The organism is Bradyrhizobium sp. LA2.1, from assembly GCF_040547725.1.
Lineage (GTDB): Bacteria > Pseudomonadota > Alphaproteobacteria > Rhizobiales > Xanthobacteraceae > Bradyrhizobium > Bradyrhizobium barranii.
On the sequence record NZ_JBEPQI010000004.1, the window covers coordinates 152,268 to 171,518 of the forward strand.

At 65.0% G+C, this 19,251-nt stretch carries 20 protein-coding genes and 1 tRNA gene; 9 read left to right on the forward strand and 12 right to left on the reverse strand.

Going from position 1 to position 19,251, the window contains the following annotated elements:
- Positions 1-74: 74 nt before the first annotated feature.
- On the forward strand, positions 75-566 hold the full coding sequence (locus ABIB95_RS08625) for a hypothetical protein (RefSeq protein ID WP_354238724.1): 492 nt from the start codon (positions 75-77) through the stop codon (positions 564-566).
- A 221-nt stretch (positions 567-787) separates the two neighbouring features.
- On the opposite strand, the gene ABIB95_RS08630 is transcribed toward ABIB95_RS08625, so the two are convergent.
- The 3 genes from ABIB95_RS08630 to ABIB95_RS08640 all read right to left on the reverse strand — a co-directional run bounded on the left by ABIB95_RS08630 (position 788) and on the right by ABIB95_RS08640 (position 2,385).
- Positions 788-1,192: a hypothetical protein gene (locus ABIB95_RS08630; protein ID WP_354238726.1), complete on the reverse strand. Its 405-nt coding sequence runs from the start codon at positions 1,190-1,192 to the stop codon at positions 788-790.
- 206 nt (positions 1,193-1,398) lie between these two features.
- Positions 1,399-1,929 (reverse strand): gamma carbonic anhydrase family protein, encoded by a 531-nt coding sequence (locus ABIB95_RS08635; protein ID WP_028150041.1) that lies wholly within the window; start codon positions 1,927-1,929, stop codon positions 1,399-1,401.
- A 126-nt stretch (positions 1,930-2,055) separates the two neighbouring features.
- Positions 2,056-2,385, reverse strand: coding sequence for a DUF6949 family protein (locus ABIB95_RS08640; protein ID WP_354120527.1), 330 nt, complete (start codon positions 2,383-2,385; stop codon positions 2,056-2,058).
- Positions 2,386-2,608: 223 nt separating this feature from the next.
- Between ABIB95_RS08640 and ABIB95_RS08645 the strand changes: the two genes are divergently transcribed.
- The gene (locus tag ABIB95_RS08645; RefSeq protein ID WP_283016929.1) at positions 2,609-3,316 is read left to right on the forward strand and encodes a hypothetical protein; all 708 of its coding nucleotides are present in this window, start codon (positions 2,609-2,611) and stop codon (positions 3,314-3,316) included.
- 72 nt (positions 3,317-3,388) lie between these two features.
- Positions 3,389-3,784: a PaaI family thioesterase gene (locus ABIB95_RS08650; RefSeq protein WP_354238729.1), complete on the forward strand. Its 396-nt coding sequence runs from the start codon at positions 3,389-3,391 to the stop codon at positions 3,782-3,784.
- A gap of 116 nt (positions 3,785-3,900) precedes the next feature.
- On the opposite strand, the gene ABIB95_RS08655 is transcribed toward ABIB95_RS08650, so the two are convergent.
- Complete coding sequence (locus tag ABIB95_RS08655) at positions 3,901-4,119, reverse strand: DUF3126 family protein (RefSeq protein WP_007602550.1); 219 nt, start codon at positions 4,117-4,119, stop codon at positions 3,901-3,903.
- Between the two features lie 124 nt (positions 4,120-4,243).
- A complete protein-coding gene (gene cysE, locus ABIB95_RS08660) occupies positions 4,244-5,068 on the reverse strand; it encodes a serine O-acetyltransferase (RefSeq protein WP_014494283.1) in 825 nt (274 codons plus the stop codon).
- 277 nt (positions 5,069-5,345) lie between these two features.
- Between cysE and ABIB95_RS08665 the strand changes: the two genes are divergently transcribed.
- A complete protein-coding gene (locus ABIB95_RS08665) occupies positions 5,346-6,722 on the forward strand; it encodes a hypothetical protein (RefSeq protein ID WP_354238731.1) in 1,377 nt (458 codons plus the stop codon).
- Here ABIB95_RS08665 and ABIB95_RS08670 read toward each other — a convergent pair.
- Positions 6,708-7,463 carry an alpha/beta fold hydrolase gene (locus ABIB95_RS08670; protein WP_085401623.1) on the reverse strand — a complete coding sequence of 252 codons (756 nt, stop codon included), beginning with the start codon at positions 7,461-7,463 and terminating at the stop codon, positions 6,708-6,710. The two genes, ABIB95_RS08665 and ABIB95_RS08670, sit on opposite strands and share 15 nt — an antisense overlap.
- Positions 7,464-7,501: 38 nt before the next feature.
- A complete protein-coding gene (locus ABIB95_RS08675; RefSeq protein ID WP_354238733.1) occupies positions 7,502-8,638 on the reverse strand; it encodes a hypothetical protein in 1,137 nt (378 codons plus the stop codon).
- A 330-nt stretch (positions 8,639-8,968) separates the two neighbouring features.
- Here ABIB95_RS08675 and ABIB95_RS08680 point away from each other — a divergent pair, with 330 nt between their 5' ends.
- Together ABIB95_RS08680 and ABIB95_RS08685 are read left to right on the forward strand one after the other, a co-directional pair.
- Positions 8,969-9,214, forward strand: coding sequence for a zinc-finger domain-containing protein (locus ABIB95_RS08680; protein WP_008562814.1), 246 nt, complete (start codon positions 8,969-8,971; stop codon positions 9,212-9,214).
- A 19-nt stretch (positions 9,215-9,233) separates the two neighbouring features.
- Positions 9,234-10,436 carry an FAD-dependent monooxygenase gene (locus tag ABIB95_RS08685; protein ID WP_354238735.1) on the forward strand — a complete coding sequence of 401 codons (1,203 nt, stop codon included), beginning with the start codon at positions 9,234-9,236 and terminating at the stop codon, positions 10,434-10,436.
- Between the two features lie 21 nt (positions 10,437-10,457).
- On the opposite strand, the gene ABIB95_RS08690 is transcribed toward ABIB95_RS08685, so the two are convergent.
- Complete coding sequence (locus tag ABIB95_RS08690) at positions 10,458-10,883, reverse strand: twin-arginine translocation pathway signal (RefSeq protein ID WP_354238737.1); 426 nt, start codon at positions 10,881-10,883, stop codon at positions 10,458-10,460.
- Positions 10,884-11,058: 175 nt separating this feature from the next.
- Here ABIB95_RS08690 and ABIB95_RS08695 point away from each other — a divergent pair.
- A tRNA-Leu gene (locus ABIB95_RS08695) sits at positions 11,059-11,147 on the forward strand.
- 103 nt (positions 11,148-11,250) lie between these two features.
- Here ABIB95_RS08695 and ABIB95_RS08700 read toward each other — a convergent pair.
- Both ABIB95_RS08700 and ABIB95_RS08705 read right to left on the reverse strand, forming a co-directional pair.
- Positions 11,251-12,534, reverse strand: coding sequence for a hypothetical protein (locus ABIB95_RS08700; RefSeq protein ID WP_354238739.1), 1,284 nt, complete (start codon positions 12,532-12,534; stop codon positions 11,251-11,253).
- Between the two features lie 241 nt (positions 12,535-12,775).
- Entirely contained in the window at positions 12,776-13,555 is a 780-nt protein-coding gene (locus tag ABIB95_RS08705) for a crotonase/enoyl-CoA hydratase family protein (protein ID WP_354238741.1), read from the reverse strand.
- 98 nt (positions 13,556-13,653) lie between these two features.
- Between ABIB95_RS08705 and ABIB95_RS08710 the strand changes: the two genes are divergently transcribed.
- Positions 13,654-14,235, forward strand: a complete 582-nt coding sequence (locus tag ABIB95_RS08710; RefSeq protein ID WP_354238743.1) for a TetR/AcrR family transcriptional regulator — start codon at positions 13,654-13,656, stop codon at positions 14,233-14,235.
- A 179-nt stretch (positions 14,236-14,414) separates the two neighbouring features.
- Positions 14,415-15,617 carry a multidrug effflux MFS transporter gene (locus ABIB95_RS08715; RefSeq protein ID WP_404979444.1) on the forward strand — a complete coding sequence of 401 codons (1,203 nt, stop codon included), beginning with the start codon at positions 14,415-14,417 and terminating at the stop codon, positions 15,615-15,617.
- 203 nt (positions 15,618-15,820) lie between these two features.
- Here the strand turns inward: ABIB95_RS08715 and ABIB95_RS08720 are convergent, their stop codons facing one another.
- Positions 15,821-17,416, reverse strand: coding sequence for a glycosyltransferase family 39 protein (locus tag ABIB95_RS08720; RefSeq protein ID WP_354238745.1), 1,596 nt, complete (start codon positions 17,414-17,416; stop codon positions 15,821-15,823).
- Positions 17,417-17,629: 213 nt separating this feature from the next.
- Entirely contained in the window at positions 17,630-19,240 is a 1,611-nt protein-coding gene (locus tag ABIB95_RS08725; RefSeq protein WP_085401616.1) for an ABC transporter substrate-binding protein, read from the reverse strand.
- Positions 19,241-19,251 lie beyond the last annotated feature (11 nt).

The following is a 19,251-nucleotide window of genomic DNA, read 5'->3' on the forward strand; positions in this document are numbered from 1 at the left end:
TTTCGGGACGTCCCGGCGACCTCTGGTTGCCGCACTTCGCCACTCACCAAGTTTCAATTTGGGTTTTGTCAGCGATGATCGATCTCGCCCAGGACAGGCCGTCCAACCGCCTCCTTCGCCTTGGCGCCCAGCCGATTGCGCTGACCGCCGCAGCCCTCCTGCTCCTCATCGCCGGCGTGACCTCGATCGCGATCTGGCGCGCTTCTACCGGTGCAACTCCTGAGACCGACCGCGTGGTGGCGTCGCGGCAGCTCCAGGCCCGCACGGCCCAGGCATCCGAGCAACTTGTCGAGAAGACCAAGGGTCTGGAGGCGACCCAGCAGGAATCGATCGACCAGCTCCAGGTCGTGCAAGACCAGCTCCAGACCATGAAGCGCCTGATGGCGGCGCAGCAGGCCGACACCAAGCGCCTGTCCGAGCAGGTCACGACGCTGAACGAGTCCATCGACGGCCTTCGGCAGTCCTTTGCCAGCGTCCGGGCCACGGAAGCGGAGACACCCTCGGTTACCCGCAGGAAACCGTCGCGCCGTGTCCACGCCAGCGCCCGCAAGCGTTCGCGCGGCTAGCCGGGTCAGGGCCTGCGACTTAAATTTTTCCACATGTGAACTGGATCACATTCCCCCGTATGATTCCGCGCCATGCTCCCGGTTACCGGATGGCGTGAGCCGATTTCAATGTCCGGGGCTGGCAAGGTCGTTGACGGTATACTGCGTCAACGGCCTTGTTCTTTAGTGGGTCCGGTCTTTTGGTAGATCTGGCTTTGTAGTCTGCCTGGGCCTCGTGGCCGCTATTCGCAGACGTCCACGCGGCGGACACGCCAGCCCGACGGCGTCATGATGCGCTTCCGCACGACATAGCAGCCACCATAACCACCATCGTCGTAGCCGGTACCAGAGTAATAGGGATCGCCGTAATAGGGGTAGCCGTAGCCGTAATAGCCGCCATAGTAGCCGGCGCCGGCGATACCTGCCCCGATCGCCAATCCGGGCCAGAAGCCGCCGCCACGCCAGTGGCCGCCATGGCCCCAGCCGCCACCATGGCCCCAGCCGCCGCCGCCGTGGCCCCAGCCGCCGCCGCCGTGGCCCCAGCCGCCGCCACCATGACCGAAACCGCCCCGCGCCTCAGCCGCCTGCGGCGCCGACAAGCCGACTGCCGCGACGGCCAGCGCCGCCATCATCATCTTGCGTAACATCACTCGATCCTCCGCGTGGAGACGTTCCACGCTCAAAGCAGGACCAAGCTAACGTCACCCGCGCCTTCCTGACAGCCTCACTGTCTCACTTCCGCGCGAGCATCAGCAGCCGCGATCGAAGCATGTGAATCCGAAGGAAGCTGACGCGCGGCGCGCGCGGACCGCTATGCGGCGGCCGCCATCTTCGCGGCGGCCCACATCTATTCTCAGCCGATCCGCTTCAGGCCTTTCTTGAAGCGCGGGCCGTTGGCCACGTAGAACCTCGCGGCACTCCCCATCTTCTGCACCTGGGCATCGTCGAGCGTGCGGATCACGCGCGCGGGCGAGCCGATGATCAGGGAGCGTTCGGGAAATTCCTTGCCCTCGGTGATGACCGAGCCCGCGCCGACGATGCTGTTGCGGCCGATCTTCGCGCCGTTCATCACGATCGAGCCCATTCCGACGAGCGCGCCCTCCTCGATCGTGCAGCCGTGCAGGATGACGTTGTGGCCGACGGTGCAGTTCTTGCCGATGACCAAGGGAAAGCCGAGGTCGGTGTGGCAGGTCGAGCCATCCTGCACATTGGCGCCCTCGCCGATCTCGATCCATTCATTGTCGCCGCGCAGCACGGCGCCGAACCAGACGCTCGCACCCGGCTTCAGGCGCACGCGGCCGATCACGGTCGCGGTCTCGGCGATGAAGTAATTCCCGTCGGCGGGAAGATCGGGTGCCTGTCCGTCGAGCTCGTAGATCGCCATGGGGTTCTCCTGTCGCGTCAAGCCCAGCCATAGCGAAACGGCGACGCTGAGGCAAAGGGCCGCCGCGCCACGCAGGGGACGCCGAGCGTCCCTGGGGAACGCAGAGCGTCCCGGGCAACGGAAGCGTCAGACCAGAACGCCGGCGGCGCGCAGCGTCATCAGGAAGAAGGTGCCGCTCATCATGCTCCAGAAGCCGGCGATGACGGTCGCCATCATCACGAATTCGACGCGGCGGCTTTCCACCCGCATGCCGCGCAACGTGTTGCGCATGATGATGAAGGGCGCCGCAAACACCAGGAACGGAACCGCGGCAAACGTCTTTGGCGCCACGCCGTCCTGCAACAGGCCGAAGCCGGCAGGCCGCTGCGCGACCGCCTGGTAACCGTTCACGAGCGCGCCCGCGAGCGCGAAACCGATGCAGATCGAGAACAGAGAATTGAAGGCTTCAGGTGTCATCGGAACGGTCCGCCCTTACGCAACGCCGGAGCCTTCCTGTGACAAAGAGTGCCGGTTAACGCTACATTATCCTTAAGGGAAGGTTAACGTCGGTGGCCGATCCGCGCAGGGCCCTCCCCCGTCCCGGCGGCCGGGAACGCTCCGCGAATTCGCCGCCGCATGGCATATTCGCCGCTGATTCGTCGGCCACGGGCCGACTTCCCGGTTCGACTTGCGCAAGCTCATGACGATGTTTTCGGCAGCTCCCCTTCGGTCCTCCAGGACGCACCCTCGGGCGCATGTCGTCCCGATCGTGCTCGGCGGCACTGCGGCGCTGGGCGCGGTGGCGCTCGTCGCCTACTTGCTATGGCCGACCTGGGGCTCGGGCGGCGCGAATGCTCCGGACCGGCTGCCGGTGAGTGTCGGCGGCACACTGTTCAACGTTCCCACGACCGCGATCCGGATGAAGATCCAGCGGCACTCCGGGCCGCAGGAGCGCATCGATCTCGACTTCCTCTATCCTTCGCTTGAGCCGCCGGGCGCGCCGAAACATGTCACCGCCGACACCGTGGAAGAGGCGATGCAACCGATCGACCGTGTCTTCCTGTCGATATCGGCGCATCACGATGCGCTGGCGCCGGAGCAGCGAACAGCCACGATCTATCCGCGCTATCTCGACCAGGCCGCGACCAGTGCGGCGGACGGCCTGACGATGCGGATGTTCCGCGCCGACACGCCCTATGGCAGCGAGGACTTCTATTCCGCGACAAGCCCCGCGCTGACCGCGCGCTGCACGCGCGATGCCGCCACGCCCGGCATGTGCCTCTCCGAACGCCGTGTCGGCGGCGCCGATCTCACCTTCCGCTTTCCGCGGAGCTGGCTGTCGCAATGGCGCGATGTCGCGGAAGCGCTGGACCGGCTGTCAGCGCAATTGCGCGGACCGAAGGGCTGACCCCCGATCGCTTTGCGCCGCATTGACCGGCTGATAGGCTCGTCGCCAACAACATCAAGCGCGGTGATCGACGTGACCGATGCAGCAGCAAACCTGCCTCCGGGCGCCCAATTGTTGGGGCGCGAATGGCTCGGCTTTGACGAGGGCGGGCGTGCCCTTATCCGCTTCCAGGCTCAGCCCGCGTTCACCAACAGGCATGGCACGATCCAGGGCGGCTTCCTGGCGGCGATGCTGGACTCCGCCACCGGGATTTGCGCGCTGGCCGCGCTTTCTCCTGACCTGACCGCGGTCACAAGAAGTCTGGATACGCGCTTCCTGAAGCCTGCAGCGGTCGGAGCCATCACGGCACGCGCGCGCGTTGTCGAACGGACGGATCGCGATATGGTCGTGCAGGCCGATCTCGTCGATGCGAACGGCATCACTGTCGCTGATGCCACGGCGCGGCTGCGCATTCTCGCGAAGAAATAGAACTACGGAACCGCGGAGCTAACGTTCGTCATTGCGAGCAGAGCGAAGCAATCCAGAATCCCTCCGCGGAAAGATCCTGGATTGCTTCGCTTCGCTCGCAATGACGGAGAGAGAAACTATTCCTGATCGACGAGATCGTCCTCGAGGATCGCCATCTGGAATTGGAACGAGCGATCATCATCCTCGTCATCGACGAAGAGCACGCCGATGAACTCCTCGCCGATATAAACCTCGGCGGAATCATCCTTCTTCGGCCGCGGCACGACGCGGATCTTGGGATTGCCGAATACGCGCTTCAGATACGCGTCGAGCTTCCTTACTTCCTTGACGTCCACGGCAAGTCTCCAATCGAAATCTGGGTTGGCGGGGTTTTAGGACGAGACGCGACGAACCGCCAGCATGAATTGCCAAAGAATTTGGGGACGAGCAGGGCCGGAGAATCCGGCCCTTTTCACTCACTCAAAGTCCCATCGCGTTGATCATCTGATCCATGGTGCGCGACGGCTCGGCGCATCCGGCCTCACCGACGATCTTGGCGGGCACACCGGCAACCGTGACGTTGTGCGGCACCGGCTTGACCACGACCGAGCCGGCGGCGATGCGCGCGCAATGACCGATCTCGATGTTGCCGAGGATCTTTGCGCCGGCGCCGATCAGGACGCCGTGACGGATCTTCGGATGGCGGTCCTCGTTCTCCTTGCCGGTGCCGCCGAGCGTGACGCCGTGCAGGATCGAGACGTCATCCTCGATCACCGCGGTCTCACCGCAGACGAAGCCGGTGGCGTGGTCGAGGAAGATGCCGCGGCCGATGCGCGCGGCGGGATTGATGTCGGTCTGGAACACCGCAGACGCGCGGCTCTGGAGATAATACGCAAAGTCCTTGCGGCCCTTCAGATAGAGCCAGTGCGCGAGGCGATGGGTCTGAATGGCGTGAAAGCCCTTGAAGTAGAGCAAGGGGTCGATGAAGCGCGACGTCGCGGGATCGCGATCGTAGACGGCGACGAGATCGGCGCGGAAGGCGTTGCCGAGATCGGGAGCCTCGCGCAGCGCCTCGTCATAGGTCTGGCGAACGAGATCACCCGACAGCGCGGAATGATCGAGCCGGTCGGCGAGACGATGGATCACCGAATCTTCCAGGCGACTGTGATGCAGCACCGTCGAGTAGATGAAGGTCGCAAGCTCCGGCTCGCGATGGACGATGTCCTCCGCCTCGCCGCGGATCCGATCCCAGATCGGATCGAGCGTTGCGAGCTTTCCTCCCGGACTGACCTGATGCACTGCCATAGGATCTGCTCTTTCGAATTGGCTCATTTTGCTGGCTCTATACCACAGTCTAGCCGACGAAGTCCCGACGGGCTTGCCTGAGAGTGAACAGTGAGTTGCTCCGCGAAAGCACGCCAACGCCTTGAAACACAACAGTTTCTTCTGACGCCCCCAGGCGGCGAGGTCGGCTGAAAATGGTCAGGATTTTGCCAAATTCAAGCCGGGCAGCGTCAAACTATTGGTGAATTCCGCCTCGACGGCTATCGCGGGCATGGTCGGGGAACACGACGGAGCGGATTTGAGCATCACCACCGATCAATTGCGCGCGGGCGCCGCGGGCTCGCTTTGGCTGCGGCTGGCGGCGGTGGGACTGCCCCTCCTCTTGATCGCGCCGGCGTTCTGGAACGGCTATCCGCTGTTGCAATGGGATACCGGCGGCTATCTGGCGCGCTGGTACGAAGGCTATCTGGTCCCGAGCCGCTCCACCGTGTTCGGCCTCTATCTGCACTACGGCGAGAATTTCGGCTTCTGGATCAATCTCGCGATCCAGTCGCTGGCGACGCTGTGGCTGTTGCAACTGACGCTGCGCGTACTCGGGTTGATGCAGACGTCTCGCTTCGTCGCGATCAGCCTCTGCCTGATCCTGTCGACCGCGCTGCCCTGGCTCGCGAGCATGCTGCTCACGGACATCTTTGCAGGGCTGTCGATCCTGTCCCTGTTCTTGCTGGTCGTCGGCGCGAGCCGGACGTCGGGCCTCGAAAAGATCTCGCTGTTCGTCTTCACCGCCTTTGCCGCCGCAACCCACAGCGCCACACTCGGCGTGCTGCTCGGGCTCTGCGCCGCCGGCTGGATGGTGCGGCCGTTCCTCGGCGCGCGCCTGCCGCTCGCCGGATTGGCGCAGGCGAGCCTCACCATCGTCGCGGGCGGCCTGATGCTGGTGTCGGCAAACCACGCGCTGTCGGGCAAATGGGCCTGGACGCCCGGCGGCTATGGCGTCGCTTTCGGACGCATGATGCAGGACGGTATCGTCGCGCGCTTCCTGAGCGATCATTGCCCGCGCGAGCGGTACAAGCTCTGTCCCTATCGCGACCAATTGCCGGCGACCGCCGACGAGTTCCTGTGGGGCAAGAGCATGTTCAACACGCTCGGCCGCTTCGAAGGCATGAACGACGAGATGGGCTATATCGTCGTGCATTCGCTCGCCGACTATCCGGCGTGGCAGGCCGGCGCGGCGTTGCGGGCGATGGGCCAGCAATTGCTGCATGTGGCCACCGGCGAAGGCACCAGTGTCTGGATCGGGCACACCTACGGCATCATCGAGCGCTACATCCCGGCGCAAGTCGCGCCGATGCGCGCGGCGCGGCAGCAGAATCACGGCCTCGATTTCGATCACGTCAACTGGCTGCACGTTCCCGTCGCGCTGGCCTCGATGCTGGCGCTGGTCGGGTTGCTCGCGCATGCGCTGGCAAGCCGCCGGCTCGACGATCTGACGCTGCTGGCGGCAACCGTCACGCTGGCGCTGCTCGGCAACGCCTTCATCTGCGGCGTGATCTCGGGTCCGCACGACCGCTACGGCGCACGGATGGTGTGGGTCGCGACCTTCGTGGTCCTGATGGCGCTGGCGCGTCGTTTCGGTGACGACCAACCTGACGACGAGACCTCAGCCGCGGCGTGACAGGAAATCGAGCACGCCGGTCTTGTAGACCTTGTCGCCGACCGCGCGCATGTGGTCGCGATTGGGGATGTCGAGCACTTCCGATCCCGGGATGATGGCGCCGAGCGCGCTGGCGGATCCTGCGACGTCGTCGGCGCTGCCGACCGCGATCAGCACGGGCACGTCGATGCGCGCGGCCTCTTCCTTCGTCATGAGGTCGCGGGTGCCGCGCAGGCAGGCGGCGAGCGCACGACGGTCGGAACGGGTCTGATCGGCGAAGGCGCGAAACGTGCGGCCGACCGGATCGGTGACGTCGTCGAGCGAGGGCGCCTCCAGCGCCTTTGCGACATTCTCGCCGGGCCCGGTGCCCTCGATCAGGCCGCCAATTCCGATGCCGCCCAGGATCGCCGAGCGCAGGCGCTGCGACTCGTTGAGGGAGAGCCACGCCGTCATCCGTCCGCCCATCGAATAGCCCATCATGTCGGCCTGCGGAATCGCGAGGTGATCCATCAGCGCGAGCACGTCGCCGGCCATGGTCGGGATCGAGTACTGCGTGGGCTCGTAGAGCTTTGCGCTTTCGCCATGACCGCGATTGTCGAGCGCGATGACACGGCGGCCGTTCTTGCGCAGTTCCGAGACCCAGGTCGGATAGACCCAGTTCACGTTCTTGCTCGAGGCAAAGCCGTGCACCAGGATGATCGGATCGCCCTCGCCTTCGTCGAGATAGGCAATTTCAACGGCGCCGTTGTGAAAGCTCGGCATCAGCAGTTCCGGAAGTCGTTGTGGGGGAGAGATCGATCTTAGGCGGTAAGCGCCGCGTCCGCCAGAGCGGATTGGGCCGCCATCTGCGCGCGGCGGAGCCGGCGCGCCCGTCTGCGATCACACCAGGCCTGGGTCAGGCGCTCCGTCGCCGCCTTGATCGAGGACAGCAGGCCGAACAGCGTCAGTGCCGCGCCGAACAGCCAGAGCGCCAGATCGAACATGCCGCCGACGAGCAGCAGCGCGCCGCGGCCGAGCAGCTTCATGATCGCGCGGGTCTTGCCGCCCTGCGCTTCCGCAAGCCGGGCCGCGCGCGCGACGTCCTTCGGGCCTTCGGCGATGCGCAGCGTGTCCATGGCGCCGCGCGTGCCGGTCCTTTCGGCAACGCGGGTGACGTCCTTGCCGAGCCGGACCAGCGCACCGGCCTTCTCGGCGCGGAACGCGGCCTTGATCGCGCTCGCGGTCTCGCCGGGGCGGAACACCGAACCCTTGGCGACGGCGTTCTGGAGCATTGGCGTATCGACCACCTCACGCGCCGACCGGCCGGCCCATGCGGCAAGTCCCTCGCCGAGCCGTCCGACCTTGCGGGCATCCTTCACCAGCGTCAGTCCAGCGCGCACGGGCGCGGCGCCGCCGACCGACACGTAGGTCACCGCCGTCACCGCAAGGCCGGCGGTCGCAAGGCCGAGCACCAGGCGATCGGTGTCCTCGCCCATGGCGAGGTGCTTGCCCTCGCGCACGACGTCCCTGATGTCGCCGATCACGAAGAGATCGCCGGCGACGGTTCCGGACAGGCTCGCGACATCGTCGGCGTTGCCGGTGACGAGGCCGGTGGCGAACCGTTTGGCGAAATGCCGCGTGGAATTTTCTTCCTTGACCGCATCGCTCACGCGGTTGAGGAGGTCGTCGGGCAGCGCGACGTTGCGTTCACGCGCCAGCGCGACAAAACTGTCGGCGAGATCAGCGTCGCCGGCGGCGAGCGCGGTCTCGATATTGTCCTGAACCAGGCGGTCGTTCTGCCGCAGCAGCGCATCGAGCTTGAGCTCGGAGAGCGCCGCCGGATCGTCCTGGGCAGAGAGGAGCGCGCCGGCCTCGCGGGCATGCGGCGCTACCTGCGCGAGCATGAAGCTGCATGCCGCAATACCGGTCAACGCCGTGCTGATTCGCAGCCACTTCATGCCAAGAGTCATACCAAGAGTTGTGCCAAGAGCCTGGACGATCCCGAGATCATTGCGCCTGACGGTTCGTCTTTCGTCGCAATTCCGCTTGTCCAAAGACATAGTATGCCAAAATTGCGACACAACGTCCCCGACGAAAGAAGGGCTTCTCTCAGGCCGCAAGATTGTGTCGAATTTGCATGAGCAAATGAGCATGGGGCAATTGCGAACCTTTCGGTTCCGCTGGACTAGCAATCATCTGCACCCAACAGTATGGTCCGCGGCGCCTCAAAGATGCCGCGTCAGTGTTTGATTGTGTCTGCCGCCATTGCCACTCCAGGATGAACTACGATGTCCGACCATGTCGTCCCGCACTTCCATAACGATGCCGGTGTCCCCGTCATCGAGATCGGCTCGCAAGAGTTCATGTGCGTCGGCGCCAATCCTCCGTTCGATCATCCGCACGTCTTCCTGGACCTCGGCAACGACAACGAGATCATCTGCCCCTATTGCTCGACGCTGTACCGTTTCGCCGCCGACCTGAAGCCGGGCGAAGCCCGTCCGCCGGAATGCGTGCTGAAGGACAAGGTGGCCTGACCGCCTCTCACGGTCAGGGGTGGCGCTCTCCCGAACGATTGTCATCGCCGGTGCCGGCATAGGTGGACTGACGGCCGCGCTTGCGCTCGCAGCCCGTGGCTTCCGCATCGTCGTGCTGGAAAAGGCCGAGCGGCTCGAGGAAGTCGGCGCCGGCCTGCAACTCTCCCCCAACGCCAGCCGCGTGCTGGTCGAGCTCGGCCTCACCGAGCGGCTCAAGCGAAGCGCCGTCACGCCTGAGGCGCTCTGCGTCATGAGCGCGCGGGCCGGCGGCGAACTGCTGCGCATGCCGCTCGGCGAAGCCGCTTCCGCGCGGGCCGGCGCACCCTATTGGGTGGTGCATCGCGCCGACCTGCAATCCGCGCTGGCCGGTGCGGTCTCCGACCATCCCGATATCGATCTGAAGTTAGGTGCGACCTTCGAGGATGTGGCGCCCCACGCCAAGGGGCTGACGGTCGTCCATCGCAGCGGCACGATACGCCGCAGCGATCTGGCCAGCGCACTGATCGGCGCCGACGGTATCTGGTCGACGGTACGCCAGCATCTGTTTCCCGAGGTGCAGCCGCGCTTCTCCGGCCTGATCGCCTGGCGCGGCACGCTCGATGCCACGCAACTGCCGAAGGATTTTACCGCGCGGCGGGTCCAGCTCTGGATGGGTCCGAACGCCCATCTCGTCGCTTATCCGATCGCCGGCGGGCGCCAGATCAACGTGGTCGCGGTGCTGCCGGGGACCTGGAACAGGCCCGGCTGGAGCACGCCGGGCGACCCGTTCGAGGTGATGGACGCCTTCGCGGCACCGCGCTGGCCATCGCAGGCCAGGATGATGCTCACGGCCGTCGACAATTGGCGCAAATGGGCGCTGTTCGGCGTGCCCGACGGCTGCCCCTGGAGCCAAGGACCGGTCGGCCTGCTCGGTGACGCCGTGCATGCGATGCTGCCATTCGCCGCCCAGGGCGCCGGCATGGCGATCGAGGATGCCGCCGTGCTCGCCCGGCATCTGAGCCTCGAGGCTGCCGAGAGCGCGGCCGGCATCACGGCGGCGCTGAAGGAATATGGCCGCGCGCGGCAGGCGCGGGTGCGGCGGGTGCAGCGGACGGCGCGGCAGCAGGGCCGCATCTATCATCTCGGTGGGCCGCTCGCGATCGCGCGCGATGTTGCGATCCGCGCGCTCGGCCCGGAGCGCATGCTGGCGCGGCAGGACTGGATCTACGGCTGGCGGCCGTGAGGCGGGCGCAATCGTGTCAACTCAGCGAACGGCGCTACCGGATTTCGGGGCGGGCTTGATGTCCGGCCGCTGCGGAGCAGAGGCCGCCGGCGTCGCACCGGGCGGCGTTTCCCGGCACTTGTTGCGGCGCCATGCGTCCTCGGCAAGTTGCGACTGCCCGCGCACTGCGATGTAGTCGTTGCGATAGGCGAGCTCGGACACGACCGCACCTCCCGCCCCGGTCTCAGCCTTCTCCATCAGCTTCTGCAACTGCTCGGTGCGGCTGGCGATCCCCTTGCGCTCGGCCTCGAGCTGCTTGCAGTCGTACAATTCGTACTTGCCCGGATCGGCAAAGGCCGGTGCGATTGTCTCAGTCATGCCGGCGCAACCGGACAGCACCGCGCCCGCCGCGAGCAGCGCCAGAAATGCGCCCGAGTCGCGCAGGCGAGAGGAAAACGAAGCAGCCATGCCGGATGAATAGTCCCCGTGGATTGAGAATGCCTAAAGCAACAACAGATGTCCGGATTGAGGCTTTGCCTTGCGCAGCCGGCTCGCTTAAGGAAGAACCGCCCATCCGGCCCGCGAAACGCACCAATTCCAGACGGCCGGAGGTGGACTTAACTAGTTGATCTCGTTGGATCAAGCGGGCATGGCGGAATTGGTAGACGCAAGGGACTTAAAATCCCTCGGCGCGCAAGCGCTGTGCCGGTTCGACCCCGGCTGCCCGCACCATCGGAGCTGACGGGGCGAGCCTTCGCCCAAAGGCGGACGGCAGACCGATGCAGTCACGAACCCGCGGGGGCAAGGCGCCGTCCGTTTGCGGCGGACACATGCGTTAGGACTGCGCACCTTCCGTCTCCAGCCGCTTCGGCCCGGCGCGAAAGTCGAGCAGCAGGATCCAGAAACTTGTCAGCGCGATGATGAGGAGGATGAAGCTGCCCTCGAATGCCGTCCCCAGAATCGAGATCAGTGCCGGAAACGCGAGACCGGCGGCGAGGAACGCGGCAAGTGACAGGGCCGGAAGATCGACGACGAGGATCGCGGCATAAAGCGCGAGCTCGAAGAAGGCATATTCCTTGAGGCGCGGCGAACTGAGATAGAGCGCAAACATCGCGAACACCGTGATGCGCATGGCGACGCGGGGATGATCCATCAGCCAGCGATCCAGTCGCGCAAGAAGTGATCCGCCTGCCTGCGCCGGCTGGCTCGCGACCACGCGCAGGATGGACAAGGCGAACGGCACCAGCACGAGCGCGAGTGCTGCGAATGCATAGGTCGCGAACGTCGCCGCCTTGCTGCCACCGAGGCCGGCAAAGTCCATGAGGTCGCGTGCCGCCAGCAGCAGCGACGGATTGATCTCGAAGAGATCGACGAGATGCTGGTCGGGGATCTTTCCGCCCATCGCCAGTTGCCAGCTTGCGAACAGCTCGGGGTACATCAGCCGCGATATCAGGATCGGCAATGCGAAGCTGAACGCCGCAACCGCGATCAGCGCGAGCTTGCGGCCGCGCGGCAGCGGTAGGAAATAGAGCGCGGCCAGCACGGGAAAGAACACCAGCTTGAACGACGTCACGAGGCCGAGCAGCACGGCGCCGGCGAGCCGCAACGGAAAGCTGCGGCCCTCAGGCGCGTCGGACGCCGACCGAGAAAGCAGAAACCTCAGCGCAATCGCGGTCAGCACGCCGCTCAGGATCGCGAAATTGCCGGACGCCTGCACCCATTCGAAACCGACGAACGCGCCGAGCGCGCAGAGCACCCTCAGCGCAACATCGCGCACGCCCGGGCGCGTTCGGCCAAGACCGGGCAAGAGGAGCCCGCAAAGCACGGCGAGGACAGGAAAGATGCCTTTGTAGTGATCGACCAGAAGTCCACCCGCGCACAAGGGACGGAAGATATCCAGCGTCACCGGCAGATAGGGATAAGAGAGCTTGGTGCCCTTCAGGTTCTTGACGAAATAGGGATCGAGCCCGCTGGCATAGGCATCGACCGCCGCGCAATTGACGCGAGTGTCCCAGCCATATTTCATATCGAGCACGGCGTCGTTGGCGAGATTGCCGAGCACCAGCAGTGCGGTCAGTGCGATCAGGCAGGCAAGCCAGAAGTTCCGCCGCGAAGCCATGTCGGCCGAGGGTTCCAACCATCGTGCTGCACCGGTGACGTCGGACACAATCGGATACCTTGTTTGGCCAGGTTTCTCCCGGCGCCCACGCGGCGCCACCATGGACAGGATGGGTTGCGGATTCATCTCCCCTGTGCGTTGCGCTCGCGCTTATGGTGAATCCCTGGTTGCCAGTGCTCCGCCTGGACGACAGGGGAACCGGTTCCCTGTCGCCGCGACCGCCAAATCCGCCGCGCCACCCCTACCGCGACAAGCGGGCGGCAAGCCAGGCATCGAGTGCTTCGCGCGTGTCCCGTGTCGCCGCCATGCGTGCGAACTGCTCGCTCTCGATGGCGAGGCCTTCCGAGATCGAGACGTTGAGGCCCCGCGTGGCGGCGGCGATGACGCGGGCGACCGCCAGGTGCGAATGCCGCGTGATGCGGTCTGCCAGCGCGAAGGCTGCGTCCAGGAGCTGCCCGTGCGGCACGACGTGGTTGACCAAACCGATCTCATGAGCCCGCTGTGGTGAAAAGGAATCTCCTGTTAGGAGATATTCGAGCGCCCGCTTCCGGCCTGCGAGCCGTGGCAGGCGCTGCGTGCCGCCGAAGGTCGGCGTGATTCCGATCGCAATCTCGGGCTTGGCGAAGCTCGCGTGCTCGCTCGCGACGGCGAGATGCACGGCTTCCGTGATCTCGCAGCCGCCGCCGAAGGCGATGCCGTTCACGGCGGCGATGATCGGCTTCGGAAACGCCTCCATGCGCGCCGTCATAGCCTGCCCGCGCCGCACGAAGGCCTTTACCGCCGCGTCCGGCCCGCATTTCACGCTCTCCGAGAACTCGACGATGTCGGCGCCGGCCGAGAAGGCGCGGTCGCCCGCCCCGGTCAGGATCACGGCGCGGATATCGGCATCGTCCTCGATACGATCGAGGATCGCCATCAGGCGGTCGACGAGGCCGTAGCTCAGCGCATTGAGCTTGTTCGGGCGATTGAACGTCAGCAGCGCGACAGCGCCTCGCGTTTCGGAGAGTACGAGATCGGACAAGTGCAGGCTCCTTCCAGGTCGAATTCCAGGTCGAACAGGCGCGGAAGTCAGCCACAGCGGTCTTGTCGTGTATACTCACTAGGCAGTATACATTCGCGATGTCAGGCAAAGGCGACACCACACGCGAGCAGATCGTCATCGCGGCGACGCGCCTGTTCTATGGCGAAGGCATCAGGGCGGTGAGCATGGACGCGGTCGCCGAGAAGGCCGGCGTCACCAAGAAGACGCTCTATTATCACTTCACCAGCAAGGACGAGCTCGTCGCCGAGACCATCGCGGCCAGGGACCAGCCGACGCTGGAGCTCTATATGCGCTGGTTCGCCGAGACCGAGGGCACAGTGGCCGACAAGGTCCGCGGTCTCTTCACGAGGCTCGGACGCTCCATGGATACGCCGCGATGGCGCGGCTGCGGATTCCTGCGCAGCATTGCCGAGCTCGCAAACACGCCGGCACATCCCGCGGTCAAGGCCGGCGCGGCGCACAAGAAGCGTTTTGAAGCGTGGCTCGAAACCGAATTGCGCGGGCATGGCGTTGCCGGTGCAGCGGCGCTCGCGCGCCAGCTCGTGATCCTGCTCGACGGCGCCACGACCGTGATGCTGATCCATCGCGATCTCGACTATGTCGACACCGCGGGACGCTTGGCGCTCGATCTCGTCGAGCAGGCCCGTAGCGCACGATGATGGACGAGGCGGCCCTTCCCGAGCCGGCGACATCACCAATTCTTGTGCACCCGCCTGTCAGCCATCCCGAAACATGGGTTGTGCGACGCAGCATAACCGATCAAAAAGCCTCTGATTTTCAGAGGTGAGCTTTGTCCGACGTCAATGCCGACGATTGGGTGTCCTCGGGACACCGGCCCATGGGTTTTCCAGAATTCGTCATCGTGATCGCGTCCATCATGGCGCTGAATCCGCTTGCGATGGACATGATGCTGCCGGCGCTGCCCAACATCGGGGCAGCCTTCGCCATTCCCAACGCCAACCATCTTCAGCTGGTGCTCTCCACCTTCCTGATCGGCTTCGGTGCGGGGCAGTTCGTCATGGGTCCGTTGTCGGACCGCTTCGGCCGCCGCCCGGTGCTGCTCGGCGGCATGGCCGTCTATGCGGTGGCGAGCGTGCTGGCGGTCGCCGCGCCCTCGTTCGAGACGCTGCTGCTGGCGCGCGCGCTGCAGGGGCTCGGCACGTCGGCAACGCGCGTGATCGCGACCTCGATCGTGCGCGACTGTTATGTCGGCCGCCGGATGGCGAGCGTGATGTCGCTCGCCATGATGGTATTCATCGCGGTGCCGGTGATCGCGCCCTCGTTCGGGCAGGCGGTGCTGCTGGTCACGCAATGGCGCGGCATCTTCGTCGTCCTGATGCTCTACGGACTGCTCGCGCTCGCATGGAGCGTGCTGCGGCTGCCTGAAACCCTTCCCGAGTCCGAACGCAGGTCGCTGGCGCCCGCCGACGTGCTCTCGGCGTTCCGGCAGACCGTGACCAACCGCCAGACCATCGGCTATGCGACGGCCGCCGGCAGCGTGATAGGCGCGCTCTTTGCCTATGTCTTCTCGGCGCAGCAGGTCTTCACCGGCGTCTATCATCTCGGCCACTATTTCCCGATTGCCTTCGCCGCGATCGCGGCCGGCACCGCCATCGCCGGCTTCCTCAATGCGAAGCTGGTCGGGCGGCTCGGCATGCGCGTGATCTCGCACGGCGCGCTGACGCTCTACACCGCGGTTGCGGGCGTGATGCTGCTGACGGAAAGCCTCGGCATGCTGCCGCTCTCGTTGTTCATGGTGCTGTCCGCCCTGATGATGTTCTCGTTCGGCATGATGGTCGCGAACTTCACCGCACTGGCCATGGAGCCGCAGGGCCATATCGCCGGCACCGCCTCCTCGCTCTACGGCTCGATCACGACGCTGATCGGCATCGTCGTCGGCATGGCGATCGGGCAGAGTTTCGACGGCACGCTGCTGCCGTTCTCGGTCGGCTTCTTCCTGTCGACGCTGGCGGCGCTTGCGATCGTGCTGGTGGTGGAAAAGGGACGGCTGTTCAAGCCGCATCATCGTCCCATCGCATGAGGAACTTCCCGGCCGCGTCGATGTTGTACTGCAGCAATTCGAAAGGCCGCCTCATGGAACCGGAACATCGCGAAGACAACACCACCCCGGATCGGGCGGAAACGGAACGCCCGACGTCGGGCGCCGACCGAACTGCGTTCACTCCCCCCTTCGCGAGCGAAGGCCTCGAGCGAATCCGCGACAGCCACTGCTGAGCGCAAAGCCTAGTCCGTCGGGCGCCTGCTGGCGCTGAAGTCCTGCGCGGCGCTCTCGGGCGTCGCGCTGCTCGTTCGCGGTGGCACGATCAGCACGACCACGTCCCGTGTCAGGCCGGGCTTGCCCCATAGCGTCGCCTGCACGGTGAACTGGCGCCTGACGAAATGCTCGGCGCGCGCGGACACGGACTCCATCCACCTGCCGCAATAGTCTTGGCCGCTGAAACAGAGTGCGGCCCAACCGCGATCCAATGTCGTCTTTCGCGGCATGCCCCATGTGTACTGAAATTCGAACGGCCGCGCGTAATACGGATGGTCCGGACTGTAGAACGCGGTCGCAAAGGCCAGCGAATCGTCGCCACTGACGGCGCTGAGCGGCTCCCCGGTCAGCTCGTGCCATTCGCGAGTAATCTCGTTGGCTACCTGCGCGTAGAAATTCCGGCCCTCTTCGTAGCCGTGATCGTTGCGATAGACGGCGTGAATCGGAGCGGCGACGAAGACAGCGGCGAGCCCAACGATTGCGGTGATGACCGTGACATTGACGGTGTAGAATCTTTCGATCGGGTAGCGCGTGCCGCAGACGATCAGCACGACGAACAGGAACAGCCCTTGCAACGCCCATAGCGACGGCAGATCGGTCCCCATCGCCAGCGACGTCAGGACCGGCAGTACGATCGTGCCGATCGCAACGTAAAAAAGAAGCCGCAGGCCGGAATTCATCGCGGCGAAGTCGGCCGCAAATTGCTTCAGCCGTGTGCCTGCGATGATCACCCAGAAGACGGCCGATACGCTGATGGCCGCCACGAGTCCGAGCAGGAAGTTCTGCACCTCGCCGAGTGAGCTCACGAAGTTGCCGTTGGCGTGCGCCATCGCGTAGGTGAAGGCCGACGCCCCCGTCGTCGCGAGCCAGTAGATGTGCGGCGACAACACCGCGAGCCCGACCACGACCGATATCCACGGCGAAGCGGACGTGAAATAGGCGCGGCGCGCGGGATGAGCCAGCGCGGCAAATGCAAAGCTCGCCACGAGGAAGACCGAATAATATTTGCCGACCATCGCCAGCGCCGTGGTGCATCCTACCGCGACCGCCCAGGCCGCGCTGCGGGTCTCGAACGCGCGCAGAAAACACCAGGTCGCGAGCGGCCAAAGCGCAAGCAGCACCGTATTGGCATTGAAGCGCTGGGCGTGGAATTGATAGGCCGGCGTCAGCATCAGGAGCAGCAGCACCAGGATGCGTTTGTGCCCGGTCACGAACTGCCGTGCGATCCGGTCGACGAAAAACAGGGCGAGCCCGGCATTGGCCATCGCCATCAATTGCAGCGACCAGTCGCTGAGCGGGAAGACGGAGGTCCACACCGCCGTAATCCAGCCCATCAGCGGCGGATGCTTGTGGTAGCCCCACGCGAAACGGCGCCCGAGCGTCCAGGCCTCGAGGGTATCAGGGTGCAGGCCGCTGCCGGCATAGGCGACGACCAGATAGATCGTCCAGAGCGCGACAAAGCACACAATGAGAAGCGGAACGGCCCAACCCGCCTCGACGCCGTCGAGCCAGCGCAGGAAAGGCCGCCGCCATCGCGCCGGCGCGCGATCGGACCGCTCGGCCATCGCCCGAAATGAAAAATCAATCGACACGGGACTCAAATGCAGGAAGGAAGTGATGTGCGAACCGCGCACATCTATTTCAAGTCAGAAACAAATAGCAATGATTGGACACTGGAAGAGTTAAAAGCTGACGCGAGGCTGACAAACGAAAACGGCGCCGCTGATGACAGCGACGCCGCGTAACGCTCGGGGAAGGCGCGCTGGCGCGCCCTCGCCTTACTCGGTCTTGTCGATGTTCCAGAACACCGGCGTCGCCGGGCCGTCGAGCACGCCGGTGAGCGACTTCCGCCACGCGCTCGGCGCCAGATACTGGCCGAGCGGCACGTAGATCACCTGGTCATAGGCTTCCTTCTGGATCTCGGTCGCGATCTTCTTCTGATCGTCGAGCGAGGCGGCGCGGACGAAGTCGTCCTTGAGCTTCTCGATCTTGGCGTTTTCCGCCCAGCCGAACCAGCCCTTCTTGCCCTGGCCGCCGATCGACAGATTGGCGATCGGGTTGGACACGTCGGCGCTGACCCAGTTGGTGAAGAACATGTTCCAGCCGCCCTCCTTCGGAGGCTTCTGGCTGGCGCGCCGGCTGACCACCGTCTGCCAGTCGGTCGCCTGCGCGTCGACCTTGAAGCCGGCCTCGCGGAGCAACTGCACCGCGACCGTCGGCTGCGCCTTCAGCGTCACGACGTCGCCGGGCACCATGACCACGACGGGCGTGCCGTCATAGCCGGACTCGGCGAGCGCCTTCTTGGCTTCCGCCATGCCGTTGCCCTTGACCAGCGATTCCGAGCCGACGTCGGTCGCGAACGGCGTATCGCAGATGAAGAACGCACCGCAGATCTTGTAGTATTTGGGATTGCCGACGAGCGCGTCGAGCACGTCCTTCTGGTTCATCGCCAGAAGTGCGGCACGGCGGATCTTCGGATTGTCGAAGGGCGGATAGAGGAAGTTCATGCGCCCAAGGGTCTGATAGCCGAACTTGTTCAGCGTCTCGGTCTTGAGGTCGGCATTGCCTTCAAGCACGGGCAGCAGATCCCACGGCGGCACTTCCATGAAGTCGATGTCGCCCGATTGCAGCGCGTTCACTGCGGTCTGCGCATCCGGCATGGTGATCCATTCGACGCGATCAACCTTGACCAACTTGCCTCCGGCAGTCCAGCTCGACGCCTCCTTGCGCGGCACGTAGTCGGTGTTCTTGACGTACACCGCCTTCACGCCGGGCTGGAATTCACCCTGCACGAACTTGAACGGACCCGAGCCGATCTGCTCGGGGATCTGCTTGTCCGGCGGCGTTTCGGCGAGACGCTTCGGCATCATGAAGGCGACGCGCGAGGACGGCTTGCCGATCGATTCGAGCACGAGGCCGTAGGGCTCCTTCAGCTTCAGCGTGATGGTCTTGGGGTCGGTCGCCTCGATGCTCGCAGTAAACTGCATCATCTGCTGGCCCATGCCGTCGACCGCGGCCCAGCGCTTCAGCGAAGCGGCGCAGTCTTCCGCCGTCACCGGCGTACCGTCGTGCCACTTCAGGCCGTCGCGCAGCGTGAAGGTGTAGGTGAGCTTGTCGTCGGAGATCTTCCAGTCCGCCATCTGCGGCTGGATCTTGAAGTTCGAGTCCGTCGCGATCAGCGTGTCGTAGACCATGTAGCCATGGTCACGCGTGATGTAGGCGGTGGTGAAAATCGGATCGATGATGCGCAGATCCGAATGCATCACCGCGGTGATGGTCTTGCTGGCGGCGGCAAGTACCGGCGAGGCCATCGCCGTCGAAAGCGCAACGACCGATAGCGCAAGTGTGGAGGCGAACGCGCGACGCCCCCGGCGCATCAAGCTCAACATAAAAGTTTCTC

Bases quoted from the DNA above. Each gene is read 5' to 3' on its own strand.
- ABIB95_RS08725 (WP_085401616.1), bottom strand. From the start codon at position 19,240: ATGTTGAGCTTGATGCGCCGGGGGCGTCGCGCGTTCGCCTCCACACTT.
- ABIB95_RS08675 (WP_354238733.1), bottom strand. From the start codon at position 8,638: ATGAAGTGGCTGCGAATCAGCACGGCGTTGACCGGTATTGCGGCATGC.
- ABIB95_RS08690 (WP_354238737.1), bottom strand. From the start codon at position 10,883: ATGGCTGCTTCGTTTTCCTCTCGCCTGCGCGACTCGGGCGCATTTCTG.
- ABIB95_RS08680 (WP_008562814.1), top strand. From the start codon at position 8,969: ATGTCCGACCATGTCGTCCCGCACTTCCATAACGATGCCGGTGTCCCC.
- ABIB95_RS08635 (WP_028150041.1), bottom strand. From the start codon at position 1,929: ATGGCGATCTACGAGCTCGACGGACAGGCACCCGATCTTCCCGCCGAC.
- ABIB95_RS08645 (WP_283016929.1), top strand. From the start codon at position 2,609: ATGACGATGTTTTCGGCAGCTCCCCTTCGGTCCTCCAGGACGCACCCT.
- ABIB95_RS08625 (WP_354238724.1), top strand. From the start codon at position 75: ATGATCGATCTCGCCCAGGACAGGCCGTCCAACCGCCTCCTTCGCCTT.
- ABIB95_RS08630 (WP_354238726.1), bottom strand. From the start codon at position 1,192: ATGTTACGCAAGATGATGATGGCGGCGCTGGCCGTCGCGGCAGTCGGC.
- ABIB95_RS08670 (WP_085401623.1), bottom strand. From the start codon at position 7,463: ATGCCGAGCTTTCACAACGGCGCCGTTGAAATTGCCTATCTCGACGAA.
- ABIB95_RS08700 (WP_354238739.1), bottom strand. From the start codon at position 12,534: ATGGCTTCGCGGCGGAACTTCTGGCTTGCCTGCCTGATCGCACTGACC.
- cysE (WP_014494283.1), bottom strand. From the start codon at position 5,068: ATGGCAGTGCATCAGGTCAGTCCGGGAGGAAAGCTCGCAACGCTCGAT.
- ABIB95_RS08640 (WP_354120527.1), bottom strand. From the start codon at position 2,385: ATGACACCTGAAGCCTTCAATTCTCTGTTCTCGATCTGCATCGGTTTC.
- ABIB95_RS08715 (WP_404979444.1), top strand. From the start codon at position 14,415: ATGGGTTTTCCAGAATTCGTCATCGTGATCGCGTCCATCATGGCGCTG.
- ABIB95_RS08710 (WP_354238743.1), top strand. From the start codon at position 13,654: ATGTCAGGCAAAGGCGACACCACACGCGAGCAGATCGTCATCGCGGCG.
- ABIB95_RS08720 (WP_354238745.1), bottom strand. From the start codon at position 17,416: ATGGCCGAGCGGTCCGATCGCGCGCCGGCGCGATGGCGGCGGCCTTTC.